At 61.9% G+C, this 25885-nt stretch carries 17 protein-coding genes and 3 pseudogenes; 11 read left to right on the top strand and 9 right to left on the bottom strand.

Going from position 1 to position 25885, the window contains the following annotated elements:
• Positions 1 to 17: 17 nt before the first annotated feature.
• The gene (tynA, locus tag KW846_RS22465; protein WP_218485373.1) at positions 18 to 2306 is read right to left on the bottom strand and encodes a primary-amine oxidase; all 2289 of its coding nucleotides are present in this window, start codon (positions 2304 to 2306) and stop codon (positions 18 to 20) included.
• Positions 2307 to 3025: 719 nt separating this feature from the next.
• On the opposite strand from tynA, the gene KW846_RS22460 reads away from it, so the two are divergent.
• The 4 genes from KW846_RS22460 (at position 3026) to KW846_RS22445 (ending at position 8763) form a co-directional block, all read left to right on the top strand.
• Entirely contained in the window at positions 3026 to 4420 is a 1395-nt protein-coding gene (locus KW846_RS22460) for an MFS transporter (RefSeq protein ID WP_218485370.1), read from the top strand.
• A 179-nt stretch (positions 4421 to 4599) separates the two neighbouring features.
• Positions 4600 to 5100, top strand: coding sequence for a sigma-70 family RNA polymerase sigma factor (locus tag KW846_RS22455; protein WP_218485368.1), 501 nt, complete (start codon positions 4600 to 4602; stop codon positions 5098 to 5100).
• Between the two features lie 157 nt (positions 5101 to 5257).
• Positions 5258 to 6241 (top strand): FecR family protein, encoded by a 984-nt coding sequence (locus tag KW846_RS22450; RefSeq protein WP_218485365.1) that lies wholly within the window; start codon positions 5258 to 5260, stop codon positions 6239 to 6241.
• Positions 6242 to 6339: 98 nt separating this feature from the next.
• Positions 6340 to 8763, top strand: a complete 2424-nt coding sequence (locus KW846_RS22445) for a TonB-dependent receptor (protein WP_218485363.1) — start codon at positions 6340 to 6342, stop codon at positions 8761 to 8763.
• 140 nt (positions 8764 to 8903) lie between these two features.
• On the opposite strand, the gene KW846_RS22440 is transcribed toward KW846_RS22445, so the two are convergent.
• Positions 8904 to 10055 (bottom strand): MFS transporter, encoded by a 1152-nt coding sequence (locus KW846_RS22440; protein WP_218485360.1) that lies wholly within the window; start codon positions 10053 to 10055, stop codon positions 8904 to 8906.
• 165 nt (positions 10056 to 10220) lie between these two features.
• Here KW846_RS22440 and KW846_RS22435 point away from each other — a divergent pair, with 165 nt between their 5' ends.
• Entirely contained in the window at positions 10221 to 11213 is a 993-nt protein-coding gene (locus KW846_RS22435; RefSeq protein ID WP_218485359.1) for a diaminopimelate epimerase, read from the top strand.
• A gap of 112 nt (positions 11214 to 11325) precedes the next feature.
• Here KW846_RS22435 and codA read toward each other — a convergent pair whose 3' ends face one another.
• The 4 genes from codA to KW846_RS22415 form a co-directional block, all read right to left on the bottom strand.
• Complete coding sequence (gene codA / locus KW846_RS22430; RefSeq protein ID WP_102702356.1) at positions 11326 to 12570, bottom strand: cytosine deaminase; 1245 nt, start codon at positions 12568 to 12570, stop codon at positions 11326 to 11328.
• 183 nt (positions 12571 to 12753) lie between these two features.
• Positions 12754 to 13584 (bottom strand): alpha/beta fold hydrolase, encoded by an 831-nt coding sequence (locus tag KW846_RS22425; protein WP_218485356.1) that lies wholly within the window; start codon positions 13582 to 13584, stop codon positions 12754 to 12756.
• A 213-nt stretch (positions 13585 to 13797) separates the two neighbouring features.
• The gene (queD, locus tag KW846_RS22420; RefSeq protein ID WP_003223505.1) at positions 13798 to 14154 is read right to left on the bottom strand and encodes a 6-carboxytetrahydropterin synthase QueD; all 357 of its coding nucleotides are present in this window, start codon (positions 14152 to 14154) and stop codon (positions 13798 to 13800) included.
• Between the two features lie 75 nt (positions 14155 to 14229).
• Positions 14230 to 15309, bottom strand: a complete 1080-nt coding sequence (locus tag KW846_RS22415; protein ID WP_218485354.1) for a patatin-like phospholipase family protein — start codon at positions 15307 to 15309, stop codon at positions 14230 to 14232.
• Positions 15310 to 15631: 322 nt separating this feature from the next.
• Between KW846_RS22415 and KW846_RS22410 the strand changes: the two genes are divergently transcribed.
• Genes KW846_RS22410 through KW846_RS22400 form a run of 3 tightly spaced genes read left to right on the top strand, consistent with a single transcriptional unit; the run spans position 15632 to position 17934 of the window.
• Positions 15632 to 15952: a PepSY domain-containing protein gene (locus KW846_RS22410; RefSeq protein ID WP_104447942.1), complete on the top strand. Its 321-nt coding sequence runs from the start codon at positions 15632 to 15634 to the stop codon at positions 15950 to 15952.
• A 3-nt stretch (positions 15953 to 15955) separates the two neighbouring features.
• Entirely contained in the window at positions 15956 to 16624 is a 669-nt protein-coding gene (locus tag KW846_RS22405; RefSeq protein ID WP_218485352.1) for a response regulator transcription factor, read from the top strand.
• The gene (locus KW846_RS22400; RefSeq protein WP_218485350.1) at positions 16621 to 17934 is read left to right on the top strand and encodes a sensor histidine kinase; all 1314 of its coding nucleotides are present in this window, start codon (positions 16621 to 16623) and stop codon (positions 17932 to 17934) included. The genes KW846_RS22405 and KW846_RS22400 overlap by 4 nt, the downstream gene beginning before the upstream one ends.
• 123 nt (positions 17935 to 18057) lie before the next feature.
• Here KW846_RS22400 and KW846_RS22395 read toward each other — a convergent pair whose 3' ends face one another.
• The 3 genes and pseudogenes from KW846_RS22395 to KW846_RS30560 all read right to left on the bottom strand — a co-directional run.
• A complete protein-coding gene (locus tag KW846_RS22395) occupies positions 18058 to 19734 on the bottom strand; it encodes an MFS transporter (protein ID WP_218485348.1) in 1677 nt (558 codons plus the stop codon).
• Positions 19735 to 20043: 309 nt separating this feature from the next.
• A pseudogene (locus tag KW846_RS30565) lies at positions 20044 to 20637 on the bottom strand (methyl-accepting chemotaxis protein); the annotation flags it as partial.
• Between the two features lie 264 nt (positions 20638 to 20901).
• Positions 20902 to 21972 (bottom strand): annotated as a pseudogene (locus KW846_RS30560) (HAMP domain-containing protein); the annotation flags it as partial.
• A 601-nt stretch (positions 21973 to 22573) separates the two neighbouring features.
• On the opposite strand from KW846_RS30560, the gene KW846_RS22385 reads away from it, so the two are divergent.
• From KW846_RS22385 to KW846_RS30550, 3 genes and pseudogenes are all read left to right on the top strand, one after another.
• Positions 22574 to 23890: a Na+/H+ antiporter family protein gene (locus KW846_RS22385; RefSeq protein WP_218485344.1), complete on the top strand. Its 1317-nt coding sequence runs from the start codon at positions 22574 to 22576 to the stop codon at positions 23888 to 23890.
• 198 nt (positions 23891 to 24088) lie between these two features.
• Positions 24089 to 24913, top strand: a pseudogene (locus KW846_RS30555) (cache domain-containing protein); the annotation flags it as partial.
• A gap of 36 nt (positions 24914 to 24949) precedes the next feature.
• The gene (locus tag KW846_RS30550; RefSeq protein WP_371321776.1) at positions 24950 to 25771 is read left to right on the top strand and encodes a methyl-accepting chemotaxis protein; all 822 of its coding nucleotides are present in this window, start codon (positions 24950 to 24952) and stop codon (positions 25769 to 25771) included.
• Positions 25772 to 25885 lie beyond the last annotated feature (114 nt).

Genomic DNA, 25885 nt, shown 5'->3' with positions numbered 1-25885 from the left:
GCTGCGATCTTTTGCGGTTATTCCGGTGCGCTGAGGTTCAAGGTCGGCGTTTCATCGAAGAAGTTCCATGGCTTGAGCAGCACGTGCACCCATTCGGTCGGCATGATCGGCCATTCCTCGGCGCGGGCGATGTGGGTGGTGCCGGTGGTCAGCCAGACCACGTCGTCGGTGTTCTCGATGGAGTGGTTATCCTGGGTGAACTGCCCCAGGCCCGAGTCCTTGTCCGAGCGGTTCGGGTACTTGCCTTCCGGGTACTTTTCCTCGGGGTTGTATTGGGTCACCCACAGTTGCTTGTCCATGAAACTCAGGCGGTGGTAGAGCCATTCGTCCTTGCCGAAGTTGGCGCCCTTGGCCACCGGGTGGGTGCCGCCGGCGTACGGAATCAGTTGATAGGAAACCGGGTTGCCGACCTTGTTCTCCTTGCTGAAGTTGGTCAGCAGGCGCACGGTCGACGGGTCGAATTTCTGCGCCGCCTGTTGCTCGGTACCGACCACTTTGGTTTCGGTCTGCATGGTGCTGGTGCGCGGGCCGCCACGGTCGTTGGGCAGCACCACCGGGTTCACTTCCACCAGTGAGTTCTGCTCGCCGTCCACGTCCATGTCGAGGCGGAAGTTGTAGATGTGCTGGTGCGTGGTGCCGACGATGTTGTGATCGAGCAGGGTGCCATAACGCGTGTCTTCCTTGGCGGTGTCTTCGTGCATGGTTTTGGTTTTCACGCCCTTGACCGCTTCGATGCCGGTGGCGCCGGCGTCGATGCCGATGGTGCCGTTCTGCTGGAAGACCCAGTCGAAGATGTAGTCGTAGTTGCCGACGGTGCTGATCCAGCGCACCACCAGTTCGCGGCGCTCGGTGCTGAGGTTGGGCTGGCCCATTTCCTGGTGTTTGTATTCGGGCCCGGCGTAGCGCTCGAACACCGCCATGGCGCGGGGGATCGCGGTCGGTGCGCCGGTGTAGTCGGCGATGGTGGCGTCCAGCAGCACGGCGTTTTGCGGGGCGTCTTTGCCACGGGCAATCGGCGAGGTCAGGGTGCCCATGCCGTAGTCGCCGGAGTCGAGGTAGGCCTTGAAGTACCAGCCGACATCCGGGTCGCCGTAAGGCACGATCATGCCGCCCAGCGAGCCTTCGTACATGATCTTGCGTTTCTTGCCCTTGTCGTCGTAGGTGACGGTGGACAGGATCGGCCCGACCCGCGAATCGAGGCGAACGTGGAAGTCCCAGTTCTGCCAGTGAATGCTGTTGCCGCTGATGGTGTAGTTCTTGCCCTCGGGCTCGATGATTTCCAGCGGTTTGACTGCGACGCCCTGGCGTCCGCGTCCGTCATACGGCGTCGGCTTCAGCGGCACCGGAATGAGCGCGTCGTCTTCGATCTTGATCAGTTTCTTCTGTTCCAGGTCGACAATCGCCACCAGGCCCTCGATCGGGTGCGCCCAGTAGTTGCCGTCACCGGTGTTGAGGTAGCTGACGATTTTCAGCAGGCGCTTGTCCTGCGCCAGGCCGTCCTTGCCGTCGAAGTAACCGACGGTCAGTGGCGTGGCCACGACCTTCTTCACGTCGTTGATGCCGCGCTTGGCCAGGGCCTGGGCGTATTCCGGGCTGCTCTCGACGGCCGATTGCACCGTTGCGAAGTCGTCCAGCAAGACCATGCCGTGGGCGCCTTCGATGGGCTTCCAGGACTTGAGTGTTTTAGTGTCGAGATCCACCAGCGCTTCGATCACGTGTTTGCCGTCGAGCACCACGATCGAGGCCTCGCGCGGCTGGGCGATGTTCTGCCCGGTGAGGGCGAAGTTCCACACCTGATCCTTGGGCGGCGCCTTGACCGAGACTTCGGTGAAGCGGAAACCGGGCTGGTAGTTGTCCGATTTCTTGACGATGTCCACGGCCGTGGTGATCTCGGCTGCGCTCAAGGGATTGAGCGGGTTGGGACGGGTCTCGACGACGAAGGTCTTGTCCAGCCCGGACTGGAACACCTGGTTGATGAAGTCGGTGGACATGAACGCCTTATGGTCCTTGAACACCACCGGCACCGTCAGCTCGATGCGCTTGCCGTTGAGCATCGCCACTTTGCTGTCGGGCTTGACCTTGAGATAGACCCCGTCCTTGGCAATGGTGAACAGGTTGGCGTAGTCGTCCCATTTCACCGTGGCACCAAAGGCCTCCAGACCCTCTTGCAGCGGCACCATGTCGGCATGACCGCCGTGGGCCTGGGCATTGTCCGCCCAGTAAGGCAGGCCAAGCGTGCCGAGCGTGATAGCCAGGGCGAGGCGGGCCAGCGGTTTTCTGTTTCGCAATGCAAGGGAGGTGAACATTCTGGGTTCCTTCGGAAAAGCCGATAACAGCCATGCCCGCACTTTGCTACAGCCAGTGAATGGCTGCATTGGGAATCCTGCCAAAAACCTTTGGATCTGTGCCTGATTGAGCGTAGTCGGGCGGATTCTGACTGTTTTTCTGTCGGTTGTCGTACAACGGTGAGGGGTCGATGACCCCTTTCAAAACTCACAAAGGAGCGAGCGACGCGTCGCGGTACCTGTGTCCAGGAGCCTGTTTTACGGGTTTATTCGATTATATGTCGCATTTTTAGGGCAGTCAGGCCGTTCAGGTCTAAGGAGTTTTCTTGTTGACAGTGGCCCATGGGACTGGCTATAAATTGCTTAAGTCATACGACGACATATGACATGCACGTCTAAACTAAAAATAAAAAGAGTGTCGACCTCAACATGAATCCAATCGCCTCCCTCTCGCCCCTGAAGTTCCCGTGTTCAGCCATCGGCTTCTATGTGCACACACCCTTGCGCCCGTTACCCGTGACAACCCGTCACTGACTCGCGTGAGAAACGCAGGCTGAGCAATCAGTCGCTGTTTCCCAGTGAGTTGTCTGATGAGTTGTCCGAAACCAGTTGGCCCGATCCCTCGGCGGAATATGGCCCGTTTCGTCGTGGACCGATGCATTGAAGTGAAGCCCGGCGGCCCAATCGATCTCGTTTTACACCGAGAGATCATCACCCAAAATCTACAATAAAGTGATGCCATGAACTTGAACGAGCCCATTACTGCGCAACGCGTCAGCCAGTCTGTCGGTAAATACCGATGGACCATTTGTGCATTGTTGTTTTTTGCAACCACCGTCAATTACCTCGACCGCCAGGTGCTCAGCCTGCTGGCGCCGGATCTGTCGAGGCAGTTTGGCTGGAGCAACACCGATTACGCCAACATTGCCGCCGTCTTCCAGTTCACCTACGCGATTTCCATGCTGTTCGCGGGCCGTGTAGTGGACAAGATCGGCACCAAGGCCGCTTTTGTGGTGGCGATTTGCATTTGGTCGACCGGCGCCGTCATGCACGCCTTTGCAGAACCCATGGGCGAGGGTATTGCCGCCATCTGTAGCGCGCTGGGTATTGCGGTCATCCCGGTCTCGATCGCCGGCTTCATGCTGTCGCGCGCCGTGCTGGCGGTGGGTGAATCGGCCAACTTCCCGACCGCAATCAAGGTCACCGCTGAGTATTTCCCGAAGAAGGAACGCTCCTTCGCCACCGGCATCTTCAACTCCGGGGCCAACGTCGGCGCGATCCTGGCACCCATTTCGGTGCCGCTGATCGCTGGCCTGTGGGGCTGGCAGACAGCGTTCATCGTGATCGGCATGCTGGGCTTTATCTGGATGGGCGTATGGCTGGTGTTGTACGACAAGCCAGAGCAGCAGAAGCGCCTGTCGGCGCAGGAACTGGCGCACATCCGCAGTGATTCCCCCGCCAGCGCCGCTGTGCAGACGGGCGTCGGCAAAAAGGTTTCGTGGTTCCAATTGCTGAAATACCGTCAGACCTGGGCGTTCGCCTTCGGCAAGTTCATGACCGACGGTGTGTGGTGGTTCTTTCTGTTCTGGCTTCCGACCTACCTGTCGGAGCAGTACGGCCTGAAAGGCGCAGCCATCGTTGTGCCACTGGCCGTGCTGTACAGCATGACCATGGTGGGCAGTATTGGCGGCGGCTGGTTCCCCAGCTATTTCATGGCACGTGGCGACAAGCCGTATGACGGCCGCATGAAAGCCATGCTGGTGATTGCTGTTTTCCCGTTGGTCGTGCTGCTGGCGCAGCCATTGGGTCACATCAGTGTCTGGGTACCGGTGTTGCTCATTGGTGTGGGTGCGTCGGCGCATCAGGCCTGGTCGGCCAACATCTTCACCACGGTGTCCGACATGTTTCCGCAAAAGACCGTCGCGTCCGTGGTCGGCATTGGCGGTATGGCGGGTGGGCTGGGCGGAGTCTTGCTGACCAAGGTCGGTGGCTGGGTGTTCGACTACTACAAATCGGTGGGTGAAATCCGTACCGGCTACATGATCATGTTCGCCGTCTGCGCGCTGGCCTATCTGGTGGCGTGGAGTGTGATGAAGATGCTGGTGCCTCGCCACAAGGAAATTACCGACCTCTGAGTGACGGCTTCGAGGGTACCTGCAAGACGGAGTAACCCGTCGGATTGAACAAGGCCGCTGAGCAGTCAGCGGCCTTTTTGCGTTTTGGGTTACGGGGGACCGTGTTTGAGGTGGGAGGCGATTGCTTTGGCTTAATAAGAAGCATTACTATTCACGCCCCGTTTCCACAGCACAGCGCAATGACCCTCAAGCTGCCCCGCAGACACGGCTTTTTCGAGCATTACGAAGAGTTGGTTGGTACCTGGACCCGTCGCCTGAGGAATCGTCAGCAGGCCGAGGACCTGGCCCACGATACCTTCGTGCGGGTGCTTGAGTCCGATTCGGCGCGGGTGGAACAGCCCCGGGCATATTTGCACCAGACCGCGCGCAACATTGCCGTGGATGGTTATCGGCGTGAGGACCGGCGGGGCGCCATGGAGTCAGAGGCGATCGATCTCAGTGAGTCGCCGACCGGCGACCCGGAGCATTTCATGCACGCGATCCAGCTGGCTGATTCCATCGAACGGGCGCTCTCCGAATTGCCGGTCAACTGCCGCAAGGTGTTTGTCTGGCAGAAAATCGAGGGCCTGACCCAGGCCGAAATCGCCGAACGCCTGGGGCTGTCCAAGAACATGGTGGAAAAGTATATGATCCGCACGCTTCGGCACCTGCGCGATCGCCTGGACGGGTTGCAGTCATGATGTGCTGCGGCCATGAACCTACCCGTCGGAGCTGCCGAAGGCTGCGATCTTTTGGCGGCCTTGGCGTGGCCGAAGATCAAAAGATCGCAGCCTTCGGCAGCTCCTGCGCCAAGCCGATACGGTGTGATGACTTATCCCCGGCCAAACAGGAACTTCCATGATGGATACTCGTGATTGTGCGTGCGGGCAAACAACGGTTCGCGATGACGCGGCGCTATGGTTTGTACGTTTGCAGGAGCCTGTCATCGATGTCGAAGTACGTCGCCGGTTTCAGGCCTGGCTGGGCGAACACCCCCAACACCGAAACGAATTCGAAGTGCTCCAGGGTTTGTGGAGCGCCGCCGATTTGCTGCCGGCGGCGCGTTTGCGTGCCTTGTGTGAAACCCCGCCAGCCCTGAAAAAACCTCGCCCTGTGCTGCGTTACGCGGTAGCCGCCAGCGTGCTCGCGGTGGCGCTCGGCCTGGGTCTGTTCAGCAGCCTGAATCATCCAGCGTCTTACACGGCTGAGTTTTCAACGGCCCTGAATGAGCGGCGCCATGTGGCGTTGCCGGACGGTTCGGCGGTGGATCTGGACAGCCGCAGCCGGATTCAGGTGCGTTTTGAAAAGGGTCAACGCCACGTTGAGCTCAGTGAAGGCGAAGCGATGTTCAGTGTCGAGCACGACACCCGCCGGCCTTTCGTGGTCGAGTCGGGCAGCGGCAAGGTCACGGTCACCGGCACCCGATTCGACGTACGCCGTGGCGCCAGCGAAACCCGGGTGGTGGTGGAGCAGGGCACGGTCAAGGTCCAGGGGCGCGAGGCTGCCGATCACGATTTCATCCATCTGACCGCAGGCCTGGGCACCCACGTCGATGCCCAGGGCAAGGTCGCGGCCGCCTACGCCGTCAACCCGGCGGAAATGACCGCCTGGCGCAGCGGCAAACTGGTGTTCAACAACGCCCGCCTGGCCGACGTCGCCGAGCAGGTCTCACGTTATCGGGAGAAACCGCTCAAGGTCGCCAGCGCAGCGGTCGGCGATCTGCGCCTGACCAGCGTGTTCAAGTCCGACAACACCGACGCACTGCTCAAGGCTTTGCCGAGCATTCTGCCGGTGGCCGTGCGCGCCCTTGGCGATGGCAGCCAGGAAATAATTTCAAAATAAAATTCAGGTTTTTTTCGAGTTCATCGTCTTCCTGTTCAACTGCAACTGGTTTGCATTAACAAACGCACACTTTTGCGATCCACAGGATTACGTTCGACGTGAATAACTCCACCGCTAAAAACAACAAATTCCCCTGGTTGCCGCTGGCGCTCGCCCTGGCGGTCAACGTTGCACTGCCCCAGGCCTTTGCCGCCGACGGCATCCGCATCCCGGCGCAACCCTTGGGGCAAGCCTTGAGCCAATTGGGCCAGCAAACCTCGCTTCAGGTGTTCTTCAGCCCTGAACTGGTCGCCGGCAAACAGGCTCCGGCGGTGGACGGCAATATTTCTCCGGAAGACGCACTGCGCCAGTTGCTGCAAGGCAGCGGCCTGCAATACCAGATCGATGAAGGATCGGTGACTCTGATGCCGGCGCCGACTTCGGCGGCCAACGGCCCGTTGGAGCTGGGCGTGACCGACATCAAGGTGGTGGGCGACTGGCTCGATGACGCCGATGCCGCCTTGGTGCAGAACCACCCTGGTGCACGAACGGTGGTCCGCCGCGAAGCCATGGTCGAACAGGGCGCGATGAACGTCGGCGAGGTGTTGAAACGGGTTCCCGGCGTGCAGGTGCAGGACGCCAACGGCACCGGTGGCAGCGACATTTCCCTCAACGTCGGCGTGCGTGGCCTGACTTCGCGCCTGTCGCCTCGCTCCACCGTGCTGATCGACGGCATCCCGGCGGCGTTCGCGCCCTACGGTCAGCCACAACTGTCCATGGCACCGATTTCCTCCGGCAACCTCGACAGCATCGACGTGGTACGCGGCGCCGGCTCCGTGCGCTACGGACCGCAAAACGTCGGCGGTGTGATCAACTTCGTGACCCGTGCGATCCCGGAACAGGCCTCTGCGGAAATCGGCACCACCCTGGAAACCTCGCAGCACGGTGGCTGGAAACACATCGACACCGCGTTCATGGGCGGCACCGCCGACAACGGCATGGGCGTGGCGCTGTTGTACTCCGGCGTGAACGGCAACGGTTACCGTGAAAGCAACAATGGCAACGACATCGACGACGTGATCCTCAAGACCCATTGGGCGCCGACCGATGTCGACGATTTCAGCCTCAACTTCCACTACTACGACGCCAAGGCCGACATGCCCGGCGGCCTGACCCAGGCGCAGTACGACGCCGACCCGTTCCAGTCGGTGCGCGACTACGACAGCTTCAGCGGCCGTCGCAAGGATGTGTCGTTCAAGTGGGCGCGGCAGATCGACGATCGCACCCAGGCCGAAGTGCTGACTTACTACACCGACAGTTTTCGTGGCAGCACCATCGCCTCTCGTGACCTGAAGACACTCAACTCCTATCCGCGCAGCTACTACACCTTCGGTATCGAACCACGGGTGTCCCATGTGTTTGATGTGGGCCCGACCACCCAGGAAGTCAGCGTCGGTTATCGCTACCTGAAGGAAGCCATGCACGAAGAGGCCAGCCGAGTGGCGCTGGTCAACAATGAGCCCGTCGTGCGTCCGGGGGCGGACGGCCATGTCTATCAGGACCGCACCGGTGGAACCGAGGCCAATTCGGTCTACGTCGATAACAAGATCGACGTGGGCAACTGGACCGTCACCCCGGGTATTCGCTTCGAGCACATCAACACCGATTGGCATGACCGCCCGGTGCTCGATAATGCCGGTAAACCGGTGCCGGAGAAAAAACGCAGCATCGAAAGCAACGAGCCGCTGCCGGCCCTGAGCGTGATGTACCACATGTCCGAGGCCTGGAAGCTGTTCGCCAATTACGAAACCTCGTTCGGCGCGCTGCAGTATTTCCAGCTGGGGCAGGGCGGTATCGGTAATGAGCCTGCCAACGGCCTGCAGCCGGAAAAGGCCAAGACCTACGAAATCGGTACGCGCTACAACGATGACGTGTGGGGCGGTGAGGTGACGCTGTTCTACATCGACTTCGACGACGAACTGCAATACATCAGCAATGACGTGGGCTGGACCAACCTCGGCGCGACCAAGCACCAGGGCCTCGAAACCTCGGTGCACTACGATCTGGCGGCGCTGGACCCACGCCTCGACGGCCTGACCGCCAACGCCGGTTTCACCTACACCCGCGCCACTTATGAAGGTGAAATCCCGGGCTTCAAGGGCCGTGACCTGCCGTTCTACTCCCGTCAGGTGGCCACCGCCGGCCTGCGTTACGACATCAACCGCTGGACCTGGAACCTCGATGCGTTCGCCCAGTCGAAACAGCGCTCGCCGGGCACCGGGGTGAATGCCGACGGCAGTTTCAACGGCAACTACATTACCGAAGGCTCCGCCGACGGTCAGTTCGGTGATATTCCGGGTTACGTGACCTGGAACGTGCGTAGCGGCTATGACTTTGGCCCGCAGGTGTCGAACCTGAAACTGGGTGCCGGGGTGAAAAACATCTTCGACAAGCAGTACTTCACCCGCTCCAGCGACAACAACTCGGGCATGTACGTCGGCGCGCCGCGTACGTTCTTTGTGCAGGCCAGTGTCGGGTTCTAGCCCATCTGTGGCGAGGGGGCTTGCCCCCGTTGGGCCGCGAAGCGGTCCCGAATCCGGTAACTTCAGTTCTACAGATAGAACGCATTAACCGATTTGCGACTGCTGCGCAGCCGAACGGGGGCAAGCCCCCTCGCCACAATTCAGACTTTCAACACCCTCCCGCCAATGGCCACCGCCACCAGCAGCACCGCCATCAACCCGAAGGCAAAACTCAAGCTGGCGCCATGGGCGACAAAGCCGATCAGCGCAGGCCCTGCGAGAATGCCCGCATAACCCAGGGTGGTAATGGCCGGCACGGCGATGCTCTCGGGCATGACCGTCTGCTTGCCCACGGCGGTGTACAACACCGGCACGATGTTCGAACAACCGGCGCCCAGCAACGCGTAACCCACCAGCGCCGCCTCCCAACTCGAGGCGAACGTCGCCAGAAACAAGCCCGCGGCAGCCGTCAGCCCGCCGAACACAATCACCCGTGTCGCGCCCAACCGCCGTACGATTTTGTCACCGGTCAAACGCCCGGCCGTCATGGTCAAGGCAAACGCCGCATAGCCGAGGCCCGCATACGCCGTGTCGATGCCGCGTTCCTGTACCAGGAATACCGCGCTCCAGTCCAGCGCCGCGCCTTCGGCGAGGAACACGATGAAGCACATGCCGCCGATGAACAGGACGATGCCATGGGGCACTGCGAACGCCGGCCCCGAACGCTCACTGCCGTAGGGCAACAGGTGCGGCACGGCCCTGGCCAAGGCGATCAGCAGCATCACGATCGCAACCAGCGTGGCCCCCAGCGGCGAAATCCCCAGGCCCAGCAAGCCGCTCACGCCTGCCGCACCGACTATCCCGCCGAGGCTGAACAGGCCATGGAAACCCGACATCATGTTTTTGCCGCTGGCGCGCTCGACGATCACCGCTTGCAGGTTGACCGTCGAATCCACCGTGCCGAGGCCCGCGCCGAACATGAACAGCGCCGCGATCAAGGCCGGAATCGATGACACCGTGGCCAGCAGCGGCAGGGCGGCACAGATCAGCAAGGTCCCACCGGTCGTCACCCGCCGACAGCCGAAACGCGTGGCCAGAATCCCGGCCATCGGCATCGCCAGGATCGACCCTACCCCCAGACACAGCAGCAACAGACCCAGGGTGCCTTCATCCAGCCCGGCCCGGGCCTTGGCATAGGGCACCAGCGGCGCCCACGCGGCGATGCCGAAGCCGGCGATGAAAAAGGCGATGCGCGTGGACATCTGTTCCAGGCGGCCGGGAACGAAGGGGGTCTGGCTGTTGAGGCTGGTCATATCAATCCCTGGCAAAAAACGTCACGTCCTCAACGGACAGTGATCGACCGGCGAGGGTTCGATCAGTGCCCGGAAAGTTTTACGGTCAAACAGGGCGACATCGTTGCACAGCCCTGCTGTTTTTCGCGATATGTTGAGCCATTCCAATGACACACGGAGGGCGCCATGGCGCAGAGGTACGATGCACGGGGCAATATTTACATCGTGGTAGCGCCCGAAGAATTGCGCCACCAGGGCATCGACTTGCCCGATCAGGCCAGCCATGCGGCACAAACTCGTCAGGCTTGGGCTGCGGCGGCCATCGAAGCCTGCTGCAACTGGGCACCCGGCACGCAACCGGCCGGCAGCAAGGATCATCGCAGCGACGGATTGCTGGTCGGACCGTTCCAGTCCTCGCCACCCTTTGACCTGTTGATCGTCAACACCGACGGGACCCTGGCCGAACGCAGTGGCAACGGGCTGACGATTTTTTCCCAGGCGTTGAGCGAGCAAGGGCTTTTACCCCGCGACGAAGCCTGTCTACTCAGGGTTCACCACGACAAGTCCGACACGCCTTCACCGGGGCAGACTTCGGTGAAGGCGGCTGAAGTCGAGGGCGTGCAGGGTTTCTGGCTCGACCTTGGCCGGCCTGGTTTCGGGCCGTCGGCGGTCAGTGCCGAGGGTGTTGAAACGGCGCTGTTGAATGGCCGCGAACTCAGCCACGTCAATCCGCTGTCGGCACTCAATGGCGCATGGTCGCGCAGCCAGTTCGCGCGGGTCGGCAATCCGCATTGCGTGACGCTGGTCGAAAACGCCGACGACTTGCCGGGCAACGAGCAGATGCGAGAACCGGCGCTGGGTGACGGGTTGATGCGAATTGCCTACGCCATGCCGGTCGGTGCAGGCAAACCTTGTTCGGCGGGGATCAATCTGCAATGGGCGATGCGCTTGTCCGAAGGACACATCGCCGCGCGGGTATTCGAGCGCGGCGAGGGGCCGACGGCGTCGTCAGGGACCAGCGCCAGTGCGGTGGCCTGTGCGGCCTGGCGCGTGGGTTGGGTCAGGGCCGGGGAAGTGAAGGTGACGATGCCGGGTGGCACGGCGCCGATCTTGCTGGAAGAGGAGCAGGGGGAGTTGAGTCGGGTCAGTCTGTTTGGTACGGCTCGGTTAATCGATTGACTTCAAAATAGCCTTCGCGAGCAAGCCCGCTCCCACAGGGTTTTGTGAACGACACAAATCTACTGTGGGAGCGGGCTTGCTCGCGAAGAGGCCAGATCAGTCAACACCAAACTCAACTCAGCTCACTGAACTCCACCACCGGCATCGTCCGCTTCATCAACACCTTGCCCTCGCGCACCGAGTACAGCGGCAACCCCTGGCTGCGGATCACCTCGTAATCACTCTCCGCCGACAGAATCAGCAGGTTCGCCGGCCGCCCGCGTTCCAGGCCATAGCGCTCGCCGAGGTTCATGGCCCTGGCGCTGTTGTCCGTCACCAGGTCCAGCGCGCTTTGCAGGTTGCGATAACCGAGCATGTGGCAGATGTGCAGCCCGGCCTCGAGCACCCGCAGAATGTTGCCATTGCCCAGGGGGTACCACGGATCGACGATGGAGTCCTGGCCGAAGCACACGTTCATGCCCGCTTCCAGCAACTCGTTGACCCGGGTCACGCCCCGGCGTTTCGGGAAGCTGTCGAAGCGACCTTGCAGGTGGATGCTCTCGGTGGGGCAGGAGACAAAGCTGATCCCCGAATGCCCGAGCAAGCGAAACAGCTTGGCGCAGTAGGCGTTGTCGTAGGAGCCCATGGCCGTGGTATGGCTGGCCGTGACCCGCGAACCCATGTCGCGGCTGCGGGCCTCTTCGGCGAGTACTTCGAGAAAGCGTGAATGCGGGTCGTCGGTTTCGTCGCAATGCACGTCGACCAGGCAACCGCTGCGTTCGGCCAGGTCCATGAGGAACTTCACCGAGCTGACACCCTGGTCGCGGGTGTACTCGAAATGCGGAATGCCACCGACCACGTCCGCGCCCATGCGGATCGCCTCTTCCATCAACTCGCGACCATTGCGGTACGACTCGATGCCTTCCTGAGGGAAGGCGACGATTTGCAGGTCGACCAGGTGCCGGCTTTCCTCGCGCACTTCGAGCATCGCCTTGAGCGCGGTCAATTGCGGGTCGGTGACGTCGACGTGGGTGCGCACATGCTGGATGCCGTGGGCGGCGAGGGCCTGGATGGTTTTTTTGGCGCGGGTCTTGGTGTCTTCCTGGGTGATGGTCGCCTTGCGTTCGCCCCAGCACTCGATGCCTTCGAACAGCGTACCGCTCATGTTCCAGCGCGGCTCGCCGGCGGTGAGGGTGGCGTCGAGGTGGATGTGCGGCTCGACAAAGGGCGGCACCACCAGATTGCCGCCGGCATCCAGGTCGCCAGGGCCCAGGGTCGGGGCCTCGATCTGGCGGGCGATGCTGCTGATCAGGCCGTTTTCCAGGTTCAACTCATGCAGGCCTTCCTGGTTGCGCAGACGGGCGTTGATGATGTGCATCGGGCGGGTCCTTTTAGCGATTCGTGTAGGCAATATCTCTACGTTAGCTCGGTGGTGGCGATCCCCGCCAGTTCCAAATGTGGGAGCGGGCTTGCTCGCGAAGGCGGCTGTACATTCGACATATGCATCGACTGATACTCCGCTTTCGCGAGCAAGCCCGCTCCCACAGTGGTTTTGGTTCCGTCAGGAAGACTGGTTCAGGGGCAGAAAACGCAGCAGCGCCGCGACTATGGCTTCGGGCGCATCTTCCTGAACCAGATGACCGGCGTTGGGTATCGGATGGAACTGCGACCCAGGAATCATCTGCTGCAAGGCCCGCCCGCGTTCGATGGGAATCCACTGATCGTCTTCACCCCAGAGAATCTGCACCGGGCAGCGAATCGTCGGGTACAAGCCTTCGGCCTCACGGGTATAGCGCTCGTCCATCTGTGCTATCTGCCGGTAAAACGCCGCTTGGCCCCGCTCCCCCAGCCACGGTTGAACGTAGGGGGCGAGTTCGGCGTCGGGGATTTCGCGCTGGATGGCCCCGCGAATATAGGTTGGCACGATGGCGCGCTGGATGTAATCGGGCAGTCCGCTGAACGCCGCTTCATGCTGGCGCACATGCTGCACGAACGGCGAACCCCAGGGCGTCAGCGCCACCGGATCGATCAGCGTCAGGCTGCGGTAATCCTTGCCGTTGAGCAGATGCGTGCGCAGGGCGGTGGCGCCGCCGAAGTCGTGGGCTACCACGTCGGGGCGGTCCAGGCCCCAATGCTCCAGCAACTGCGCCAGCAACTCGTTCTGCACACCCAGGGACACGTCGCCATCGACTTTCTCGGATTGCCCGTAGCCCAGCAGATCGAAATAGTGCACCCGGTGCGTGGCGATGAAATGCGGGGCAATCCGGTGCCAGACACAGGAGGAGAAGGGCGTGCCATGCACGAACACCAGCGGCGGGCCATCGCCGCGTACGGCGTAGCGCACGGAGTGCCCTTTGAAGCGATAGGTCTGGGGCAGTGGCCAGTCAGTCATGGGCTTGTCCTCTTGGCGGGGGAAGAGGCAAAAAGCATAGGCATAAAAAAACAGCCGATGAAGGCTGTTCTTTATTTCTCTGACAAAACGCTGTTCCCCTGTAGGAGCGAGCTTGCTCGCGAAGAACGTCAACGATTACGCGTGGTATCTGGCAGCCCGCGGTGCTCTGGCGTCCATCGCGAGCAAGCTCGCTCCTACAAGGGGGCGGTATCTTTATTCGCCGCGATAGATGCAACCGCTGGTGCAAGTTTCGTGGATACGAATCGCACTGAGCTCCGGCAACAACGGCTTCATCTCGTTCCAGATAAACTTGGCCAGCACTTCGCTGGTCGGGTTTTCCAGGCCGGGAATGTCGTTCAGGTAGTTGTGGTCCAGACGCTCGTACAGCGGCTTGAAGATCGCCTTGATCTCGGAGAAGTCGCGGATCCAGCCGGTGTGCGGGTCAAGATCACCGCTCAGGTGGATCGCCACTTTGAACGAGTGACCGTGCAGGCGCCCGCACTTGTGGCCGTCCGGTACGTGGGGCAGGCGGTGGGCGGATTCGAATGTAAATTCCTTGAAGATTTCCACAGTGTTTTCAGCTCTGTTCAGGTGGCGTTCGCCGCAGCGATTCGGGCAGGCGGCGAGTTTACCAGTTTGTCCTGACTAAAGGGTCAGCAAGCGTTCGCCGAGGCGACCGTTGGCGGCCAGTTCGAGGAATTCGTCGCCCAGGCGGCGGCTTTCTTCCATGGTGGTGCGCCAGTATTTCTGCCGGCTCGGGGCGTCGCCCATGAAGCGCTTGAAGTCGTTACGGTCCGGCAGTTTGCCGTAGGGCAGGCGCGCCAGGTATTCCTTCGACGGCGCCAGCAGCAGCACGTTTTGCAAGCGGGCCGGGCAGGCGCGGCGCCACGGCAGGGTCTTGTCGAACCAGCCGGGAATCACCCGGTCGGTGAAATGCGGGTAGAGCACGATGTCATCGCCGCTGTAGGGCAGGTCCAGGTGATAGTCCAGCAGACCGCCGTCGCGGAAGGTGCCGGCACCGGCGCCCGGCAGGTCGCGCACGCCTTCCATGACCATCGGGATCGAGCCGGAAGCCAGCAGGGCCTGGCGCAAATTGCCGGGATTGAGGGCGACGAAGCGCGACGGGAAGTCGTTCAAGGCGTCGACCGGCGGCGCCAGGCGCGGGTCGTGGATGATCAGGCGTTCGAAGTGCCGGGCCAGCCGCGCCCGGCCGCGCAGGTTGTCGGCAATGACCGAGGACAGTCCCAGCCCCAGGCGACCGCGATGGTCGTCGGCGAGCAGGCCGTGGCTTTTGACCACCATGATGTTCAGGCGGTAGGCGCTGTTGCCGAGGATCGCGGCATCACGACCGTCGAGCAGGTCATCGAGCATGTGCCGCGAGCTCTGGCTGATTTGCGCCATGGTCACGCCCTTGGCAAAGTTTTGCTCGGTGTACAGCTGCCCGAGACGCCGGATGCCCTCGGCGGCGTCCGGCAGGCAGGCGCTGGCGAAGCGCCAGGAACCCACCGATGCACCAATCAGCGAGCGCTCCCGCGGTGCCGCCGGCAGCCACTCGCCGAACAGCGCCAGGTCCAGCCCTTGAATCCCCAGCGCCTTCGGACCGCCCGCCGCACCGGGCAGGGTGCCGACCTCGGCGGCGTTCAAGCCGTTTTCACGGATGCGCGCAAAAGCTCGCGGACCGGCCTTGAGCGTCAGGGAAGGAAACTTGATGTGGATGGCCGTCATACCGGTCTCGAATGTTGGCAAGCGGGGAATTATAAACACCACATCCCCTGTAGGAGCGAGCCTGCTCGCGATGGTCGTCAACGATTACGCTGGTAACCTGACACCCCGCGGCGTTCCAAGGTCCATCGCGAGCAGGCTCGCTCCTACAGGGGGGGCGGTTTGGCCAATGATGGCAATTCAGTTTCAATTAAGTTCAGCGGGTTAAGGTGGCTCGCCTGGCCCCCCGACGCAACGCTGGTACCATTGCGGCTTTCGAGAAGCTCACACCACTCGCATTAGACCCGGTCAGCTGGCAGTGACTCAAGGATCATCAGGATTCGTAATGAAGGTGTTTCTACTCAATCGATGTTTCGCACGCCGAATGGCGCTGCTGCTTCTGGCATTTTGCTCGGCAGTGATGGCCCGCGACCTGGATCAGGATGAAGCCCTGCGCCTGCGTCAACAGGGCGTGATCCTGCCGCTGGAGCAGCTGTTGCAGCAAGCGATGGATCGCTACCCCGGTGCAAAACTGCTGGAAGCCGAACTCGAAGAGAAGCACGACATCTACCTTTATGATGTTGAATTGCTGACGCCCGAAGGCGTGGTCCGTGAGCTGCACATCGATGCGACTGACGGCCGATTATTGAAAGACAAGGAAGACTGATCCATGCGTTTGCTGCTGGTGGAAGACCATGTGCCCCTGGCCGACGAACTGCTGGCCGGTCTCAACCGTCAGGGTTATGCGGTGGACTGGCTGGCCGACGGTCGCGACGCGGTGCATCAGGGCAGTACTGAACCCTACGACCTGATCATCCTCGATCTCGGCCTGCCGGGCGTGCCGGGGCTCGAGGTGCTGGCGCAATGGCGCGCGGCGGGGCTGTCCACGCCGGTGCTGATCCTCACGGCCCGGGATTCCTGGGCCGAACGCATCGAAGGCCTCAAGGCCGGCGCCGACGATTACCTGACCAAACCCTTTCATCCCGAAGAGCTGTTTTTGCGCATCCAGGCGTTGCTGCGCCGCTCCCATGGCCAGGTCAACCAGCCGACGCTCCAGGCCGCCGGGCTGCACCTGGACGAAGGTCGCCAGTGCGTTGTCCGCGACGGTGCGGACATTCAGCTGACCGCCGCGGAGTTTCGCCTGTTGCGTTATTTCATGCTGCACCCCGAGCAGATCCTCTCCAAAAGCCACCTCGCCGAACACCTCTACGACGGTGAAACCGAGCGCGATTCCAATGTGCTGGAGGTCCACGTCAACCATTTGCGCCGCAAGCTCGGCAAAAGCGTGATCGAAACCCGACGTGGCCAGGGCTACCTGTTCGGCGGGCAAGCCCGGTGAGATCGATCCAGCGTCGCTTGAGCCTGGGCCTGATCAGCGTGATGGTGGTCGTTGGCCTGGTGCTGGCGCAAACCAGCCTGTGGCTGTTCGAAATGGGTTTGCAGCGCTACCTCGAAGCCGGGTTGCGCAATGACAGCGAGAGCCTGTTGGCGGCGCTGGTGCGCGGGCCGCAAGGCTTGCAACTGGATGAACGACGTCTGTCGCCGGCCTATCAGCGGCCGTTTTCCGGGCATTATTTCCGCATCGATTTCACCGATGGCCATTGGCGTTCCCGTTCGTTATGGGATCAGGAACTGCCGGCGCTCGATCACCCCGGCCTGCACGACGATCTGCAACTGGGGCCGGAAGGGCAACAGTTGCTGGTGCTGCGTACGGACTATCGACGCCTGGGGTTGCCGATCTCCATCAGCGTCGCCGAGGATTACACGCCGATACGCGAAAGCTTCCGGCGCGTGCAACAGCTCGGGTTGGGCCTGGGTTTGACCGGGCTGCTGCTGATTCTGTTGCTGCAACGGATTACCGTGCGCCGCGCCTTGCGTCCACTGGAACAGGCCCGCGAGCAGATCGCGCAGTTGCAACAGGGCCAGCGCTCGCAACTCGATGATCAAGTACCGCTGGAGCTGGAGCCACTGGTGGCGCAGATCAACCACTTGCTGGCCCACACCGAGGACAGCCTCAAGCGCTCACGCAATGCCCTGGGCAACCTCGGCCATGCGTTGAAAACACCGCTGGCGGTGCTGTTGAGCCTGGCCTCTAGCGAGCAGCTTGAGGCACACCCGCAACTGCGCAAGACCCTCAAGGAACAACTGCAACAGGTCGAGCAACGGCTCAATCGGGAACTCAATCGTGCGCGGTTATCCGGTGATGCGCTGCCGGGCGCGCTGTTTGATTGCGATGCCGAACTCCCCGGGTTGCTGGCAACCCTGAACATGATCCATGGCGAACACCTGGCGCTGAGCTACCGCGTTCCGGCCGGCCTGCAATTGCCCTGGAATCGTGAAGACCTGCTGGAACTGTTGGGCAACCTGCTGGATAACGCCTGCAAATGGGCGGATGCCGAGGTTCGCGTGAGTGTCGCCGAGTTGGCGAACGGGTTTGAACTCAGTGTGGAAGATGACGGCCCGGGCATTCCCGAAGAGCGTCGCGATCAGGTGTTCGGCCGGGGAACACGGCTGGATGAACAGACCCATGGGCATGGCCTGGGACTTGGCATCGTGCGCGACATCGTCGATAGCTGGGGCGGGACACTGTCGTTGCTGGAAAGCGAGTGGGGTGGGTTGAAGGTCGTCATCGAATTACCCAGACACTGAGATCCATTGTGGGAGCGGGCTTGCTCGCGAAGGCGGTGTATCAGTCGATGACAGTATCGGCTGACACTCCGCCTTCGCGAGCAAGCCCGCTCCCACAGGGGTTCACTGATTGGCTGACAAGTTTCAGGTGTGATGAATCTCCCGATCCTTGGTTTCCGGCATGAAGAAAATACCCAGCACAGCCGTCATCACCGCGATGACGATCGGATACCACAGCCCGTAATAGATATCCCCCGTGGCCGCCACCATGGCGAACGCCACCGTCGGCAGGAAGCCGCCGAACCAGCCATTACCGATGTGATAGGGCAACGACATCGAGGTGTAGCGGATGCGCGCCGGGAACAGTTCCACCAGCCAGGCGGCGATCGGCCCGTAGACCATGGTCACGTAGATCACCAGGATCGTCAGGAGCAACAGCACCATCGGGTAGTTGGTCTTGGCCGGGTCAGCCTTCTCGGGGTAACCGGCGTCCTTGAGGGCAGTGGCGAGATTGGCGGTAAAGGCATCGTTTTTGGCCTTGAAGTCGGCGGCCGGCATGCCGGTGCCCTCGAAGCTCTCGATCACTTTCTCGCCGATGCGCACCTGCGCAACGGCGCCCGGCTCGGCGTTGACGTTCTTGTAGGGGATGGCCCGTTTGGCCAGCACGGTCTTGGCCAGGTCGCAGGAGCTGGTGAATTTGGCCTTGCCTACCGGGTCGAACTGGAACGAGCACTGGTCGGGATTGGCGACCACCGTGACCGGGTTCTTCTCCTGCGCAACGAACACGTCGGGGTTACCGTATTGGGTCAACGCGTGGAAGATCGGGAAGTAAGTCAGTGCCGCAATGATGCAGCCGGCCATGATGATGCCCTTGCGGCCGATGCGGTCGGACAGGCTGCCGAATATGACGAAAAACGGTGTGCCGATCAGCAGCGAGCCGGCAATCAGCAAGTTGGCGGTCTGCGGGTCGATCTTCAGCGTCTGCAGCAGGAAAAACAGCGCATAGAATTGCCCGGTGTACCAGACCACGGCCTGGCCGGCGGTGCCACCGAGCAGGGCCATGATCACGATCTTGAGGTTGTCCCAGCGGGCGAAGGATTCGGTCAGCGGTGCCTTGGAGGATTTGCCTTCCGCTTTCATTTTCATGAACACCGGTGACTCGCTCAGTTGCAGGCGGATGTACACCGAGATAATCAACAACAGGATCGAAAGCAGGAACGGAATCCGCCAGCCCCAGGCTTCGAAGGCTTCCGTGCCCAGCGCGGTACGGCAGGCCAGGATCACCAGCAGTGAAAGAAACAGGCCAAGGGTGGCTGTCGTCTGAATCCACGAGGTGAAATAGCCGCGCTTGCCCTTGGGGGCATGTTCGGCCACGTAGGTGGCTGCGCCGCCGTACTCGCCACCCAGCGCCAGGCCCTGCAGCAAGCGCAGGCTGATCAGGATGATCGGTGCGGCCACGCCTATGCTCGCGTAGCCGGGCAGCAAGCCCACCACGGCCGTCGAGACACCCATGATCACGATGGTGATGAGGAAGGTGTGCTTGCGTCCGATCATGTCGCCCAGGCGGCCGAACACAATGGCGCCGAACGGCCGGACGGCGAAGCCGGCGGCGAAGGCGAGCAGGGCGAAGATGAAGGCAGTGGTTTCATTGACGCCGGCGAAGAAGTGCTTGGCGATAATCGCCGCGAGGGAGCCGTAGAGGTAGAAGTCGTACCATTCGAACACGGTGCCCAGGGACGAGGCGAAGATGACCTTGCGCTCCTCCTTGGTGATCCCGTGGTTGGGCGCGCTGCCCGTGGTTGTATTGTCGATTGCTGCCATGAGTATTCTCCGTCGTGCTCTTGTTGTAGGCCGGAGTTCTCACCAACACTTGCCGTACCCAGGCCCTGGGGCTGAAGTCATCGGATTACGTGGCTTGCATTCAAGTTGACGCCAGAAAAAGCTGCAAGGTTCCATGAAGCATAATCGGCTTGCGGCAGATATCCACTGGCCACCATTTCATTGCGCCGGGCGCAGAAACAGATGTGGGAGCGGGCTTGCTCGCGAAGGCGGTGTGTCAGTCGACGTAAATTTCGAATGACACACCGCCTTCGCGAGCAAGCCCGCTCCCACATGGGGATTTTGCAAGGCTCAGACGCGGAACTGGTCCATCAGGCTCTGCTGCTGGTTCGCCAGGCTGTTGAGCGACTGGCTGACCCGTGCCGACTCATTGGCCTGGCCCGACAGCGACTCGGTCACGTCGCGAATGGTCGCCACGTTGTTGTTGATCTCCTCGGCCACTGCGCTTTGCTCTTCGGCGGCGCTGGCGATCTGCATGTTCATGTCGTTGATCACGGTCACCGCGTCGCCGATCTGGCGCAGCGCCGTCACGGCCTGGCCAACCTGCTCGACACTGCCCTGGGCCTGGCGATGGCTGTTGTTCATCGAACCCACCACTTCCTGCGTGCCGCTTTGCAGTTGTTCGATCACCAGACGGGTTTCTTCGACAGACTCCTGGGTACGTCGCGCCAGGTTGCGCACCTCATCGGCGACCACGGCAAAACCGCGCCCGGCCTCACCGGCACGGGCCGCTTCGATCGCCGCGTTGAGGGCCAGCAGGTTGGTCTGCTCGGCAATTGCGCGGATCACTTCCAGCACCGTGCCGATCTTCTCGCTGTTGGCGGCCAGGCCTTCGACCTGAACCATGGCCGCGCTCATGTCGGCGGCGAGGTTGTCGATGCTGGCGGTGGTGCGGTCGATCACGGTCAGGCCCTGACGGGTTGCCTGATCGGCATCGCGGGCGGCGTGTGCCGCTTGCGCGGCGCTGCGGGCGACGTCCTGGGCGGTGGCGCTCATCTCGTGGGAGGCGGTCGCGACCTGATCCACCTGGCGGTACTGCTGCTCCATGCCGGCGCTGGTCTGGGTGGCGATGGCAGACGACTGGTCCGCCGTGCTGCGGGCGTCCTGCACCGAGCGTTTCACTTCGGCAATGATCGGTTGCAGCTTGTCGAGGAAGCGGTTGAACCAACCGGCCAACTGGCCCAGTTCATCCTTTTTGTCGTAGGCCAGGCGGCGGGTCAGGTCACCTTCGCCGCTCGCGATGTCCTCGAGCATGTGCGCCACGCCGAGAATCGGTCTGGTCACGCTGCGGGCCATCAGCCACACCAGCACCAGGCCCAGCAGCGCGGCGAGCACGCCCAGGCTGAGTTCGACCAGTGTGCCGGCGGTGTTGCTGTCGTCCAGTTGCTTTTTCAGGGCTTCGGCGGGGCCGACCAGGACTTTCTCCGGCACGTCGAGCAGTACGCCCCAGGACTTGCCGCCGGGAATCGGCTGGAAGGGGGCCAGCACTTTCAATTGCTCATGGCTGTGCAGGCTGGCGGTTTTGTTGCTGGCGGCCAGCATGCGCAGCAGTTCGGTACCGCTGGCCTTGTCCACGGCATCCAGGCGCTGGCTGAGTTTGCTGGCGTCCGGGCTGTAGCCGGCGAGCAGGCCCGCCGGGCTGATGATGCTGACACTGGTCTGGCCGTCGTAGAGTTTCTTGCTGGCCCCCAGGCTGACCGCTTGCAGGCTGTTGAGGTTGATGTCCACCGACAGCGAGGCGATCACCTTGCCGTTGACCATCAGCGGGAAAACGATGCTGGTCATCAGCACGTTCTGGCCGTCGATCTCATAGAAGTAGGGTTCGATCACGCACGGCTTGAGCGTGGTGCGCGGGCAGGTGAACCAGGCGTTGGCCGCTTCGCCGCTGGGGCCGGTGCTGGTGTCGGCCATGTCCTTTTCCGGCAGCGCCATGGACGTCAGCTTGCCCGGCGTCGGCTGCGACCAGTAGAGGGCGAAACGGCCCTTGTCGTTGCTGCCCAGTTCCGCCTGGCCGGCGAACAGGTCGTCCTTGCCGTCCAGCCCGTTGGGTTCGAACACCAGGGACAGGCCAAGCAGGTCCGGATTGGCCTGCAGGGCCGACTTGACCTGGCGGGTCAGGTCTTCACGCAGGTCGAAGGCATCGAGGAAGCGCTTTTCGGCCTGCTCGCGCAAAAACAGCACCTGCCGGGAGAAACCGTGGCCGTACTGATAGGCGTCCATGAACTGCTGGCGAATCCCCAGTGCCTGGTTCTCGCCCTGGGACTCGATCCGGGCCTGGGCCGACTCGGTCAGCATCTCCATGCTCGAGGCTTTCACCAGCTCGGAGCTGTGCTCCATGCGGTACAGCGAAAGACCCACCAGCAGGGTCACGATGCCCGCCAGGCACAGCCCGGCCAGCAGGGTGATTTTCCATTGAATGGAAAGTTGTCTGAGCGACATGGAGGCGTCCTTATTCGATAAATATCTGAGACTTTGCACTGTAGCGGCCGCGATCCGGGTTTCTTTATGCCGCGTTTCGAATAAGGTTTGTAACTGCTTTTTGTGGCGAGGGGGCTTGCCCCCGTTGGGTCGCGAAGCGGCCCCTATATTGTCCGGTCATACCGAGTTGTCTGGATCGCGACTGCTACGCAGCCGAACGGGGGCGAGCCCCCTCGCCACAGGGGATCGCAATCCACTGCACATTCAGAGCCCCCATGAGCTTTGACACCGCGCCGACTCTGCGGCAAAGTGCGCGCCCTCTAATAAAACCCATTCCTGTTATCCGCTGGCGGCTCACGCAGACTGCCGGCCGGACTCTTTCCGTTTGTCACGAGGTTACGAAATGAATGCAGTCATTGCCGCGGTCGGCATCATGCTGGTGCTCAGCCTGTCCCGCGTGCATGTGGTGATCGCCCTGATCGTCGGTGCGCTGGTAGGTGGCCTGACCGGTGGCCTGGGCATCGAGGCGACGCTCAAGGCTTTCAACAGTGGCCTGGGTGGCGGGGCGACGGTGGCGTTGTCCTACGCCTTGCTCGGTGCTTTTGCCGTGGCCATTGCCAAATCCGGCATGGCCCATGCGCTGGCCGACAAGGCGCTGGCGATGGTCGATCGCCAGCACGCCAGCGGCGGTGGCCAGGTCAAATGGCTGCTGATTGGCCTGCTCTGGGTCGTGGCCATCGCCTCGCAGAACATCCTGCCGATCCATATCGCGTTCATTCCGTTGCTGGTGCCACCGCTTCTTTATGTGCTGACCAAGCTGCAACTGGACCGTCGACTGATCGCCTGCGTCATGACCTTCGGCCTGATCACGCCCTACATGTTCCTGCCGGTGGGCTTCGGCAATATCTTCCTCAATGAGATCCTGCTGGCCAACGTCGCCCGCAGCGGTGTGGACATCAGCGGCATCAACGTGACCCACGCCATGGGCATTCCGGCGCTGGGCATGGTGGCGGGCCTGCTGATCGCGTTTGTCAGCTACCGCAAGAAGCGGGTCTACGACCTGGCGAAAATCGAGCAAGTCGAGCAAGTGGCGGTGCAATACAACCCGCTGAGCCTGATGGTGGCCGGGGTGGCCATCGCCGCGGCGTTCATCATTCAGTTGTTGCTCGATTCGATGATTATCGGTGCACTGGTCGGCTTCCTGATTTTCTCGGTATCGGGAATCGTCAAATGGCGTGACACCGATGACCTGTTCACCGAAGGCATGAAAATGATGGCGATGATCGGTTTCATCATGATCGCCGCCTCGGGTTTTGCCGAAGTGATGAAGGCCACCGGTGAAGTGCAGACGCTGGTCGAGTCGTCGGCGTCGTACATCGATCACAGTAAAGGCATTGGCGCCTTGCTGATGTTGCTGGTGGGGTTGCTGGTGACCATGGGCATCGGCTCGTCGTTCTCCACCGTGCCGATTCTGGCGGCGATCTTCGTGCCGCTGTGCGTGCAACTGGGCTTCAGCCCGTTGGCGATCGTGTGCATCGTCGGCACGGCCGGTGCCCTGGGCGACGCCGGTTCGCCGGCCTCGGACTCGACCCTCGGCCCGACCTCCGGCCTGAACATCGACGGCCAGCACCATCACATCTGGGACACCGTGGTCCCGACCTTCCTGCACTACAACCTGCCGTTGCTGGCGTTTGGCTGGGTGGCCGCGATGATTCTGTAACCCCGGCCCCCTGTGGGAGCGGGCTTGCTCGCGAAGGCGGCGTGTCAGACAACATTTATAGTGACTGACACTCCCTCTTCGCGAGCAAGCCCGCTCCCACAAAGGACCTGGAGTGGTCCGACCGACCGCGTTCAACTTTTGACCTGGCATGCCGTTAAAGCTTTTAACCACGCCAACAAAAACAAAAGAGTGAACGTCATGCGCATGAGCCTCAAGGCCAAAGTCCTGTCCCTTGCCGTCCTCCCGGTGCTGCTGTTTGCGCTGGTCATCAGCCTGACCACGCTGTTCATTCTTCAGGAACAGGCCCGCAAGGAGGTCGAGCAGACCCGCGAACGCCTGCTCAGCGATGCCAAGGCGACCTTGCAAAGCTACGTGGCCGTGGCCATGACCACGATCAAACCGCTATATGACGCGGCCACCCCCGGCGACGAGGCGGCGCGGGCCCAGGTGATCAAGCTGCTGTCGAGCATCACCTATGGCAAGGACGGCTACTTCTTCGGCTACGACTCCAACACCGTGCGCCTGTTCAAGGCCAACAGCCCCGAAGGTGTAGGCCAGAGCTTCAAGGACAATCGCGATCCGAACGGTGTCTACGTCAACCGCGACCTGGTGAAAGTCGCCAAGGACGGTACGCACTACCTGCAGTACAGCTCGCCATTGCCCGGCAACACCCAGGTGCTGGTGCCCAAGCTCGGCTACACCGAATACCTGCCCAAGTGGGACATGGCGGTCGGCACCTCGGTCAATCTTGACGGCATCGAAGCACAAGTGGCGGTGGTCCAGGACAAGGTCCAGGAGCGCATGCAAGGCATGGTGCTGAGCATCGTCGGTGTGGCGGTCGTGGTGTTGCTGGTGATCGCCGCTGCCGGGATGTTGCTGGCCAACACCATTCTGCGTCCGCTGCATTTGATGAAAGCCAACCTCGACGACATCGCGGCGGGCGAGGGCGATCTGACCCGCCGCCTGACCATCACCAGCCAGGACGAACTCGGTGAACTGGCCGGCTCGTTCAACCGTTTCGTCGACAAGATCCACGGGCTGGTACGGCAGATCACCGAAATGACCTCGCAACTGACCGGGCTGGTGAACCAGGTGTCCGACCAGGCCAATCGTTCGGATCAGGCCATGGAGCGTCAGCGCCATGAGACCGATCAGGTGGCCACGGCGATCAACGAAATGTCGGCGGCGGCCCAGGAAGTGGCCAAGAGCGCGCAGAACGCTGCGGTGGCAGCCCAACAGACGGATGAAGAAGGCCAGGCGGCCAAGCGGGTGGTGGCTGGCAGCATCGAGAAGATCCATGCGCTGGTGGACGACATCCGCAGCAGCGGTGTGTCCCTCGACAGCCTGCAAAAAGACGTGTCATCGATTGTCAGCGTGCTGGGGGTGATCCGTTCGATTGCCGATCAGACCAACCTGCTGGCGCTCAACGCGGCCATCGAAGCTGCCCGTGCCGGCGAGGCCGGGCGCGGTTTTGCGGTGGTGGCCGATGAAGTGCGGGCGCTGGCCAGCCGCACGCAAATCAGCACCCAGGAAATCCAGGGCATGATCGATCGCCTGCAGGCCGGCACCCAGTCGGCGGTAGAGGCGATGCGTCGCTCCAGCGAGGCGGGCGACGGTACCTCGGCCCAGGCCAACGAGGCGGGAGCTTCGCTGGACACCATGGCCCAGTTGATCGCGACCATCAATTCGATGAACGCGCAGATCGCCAGCGCCGCTGAAGAACAGACCGCCGTGGCCGAAGAGATCAACCGCAGCGTGCATCAGATTGCCGTGGCGGTGGACAACGTCGCCGACGAAACCCAGCTCGGCGCGCAGACTTCACGCAGCCTGGCCGAGCTCGGTCAGCGCCTGGGCAGCCTGGTCGGGCAGTTCCGTATCTGATCAAAGCTTTTGTGGCGAGCAAGTTCCCTTGCCACAAAAGATCGCAGCCTGCGGCAGCTCCTACACTTATGGTGTGCGTATGAGCACTGGCGACCACACAAGAGGAGTCAGACC

The organism is Pseudomonas sp. PDM32 (assembly GCF_019219225.1).
GTDB classification, from domain to species: Bacteria; Pseudomonadota; Gammaproteobacteria; order Pseudomonadales; family Pseudomonadaceae; genus Aquipseudomonas; species Aquipseudomonas laurylsulfatiphila.
Note: the sequence above shows the minus strand (reverse complement) of the source record. Positions and strands in the feature narration are given on the sequence as shown.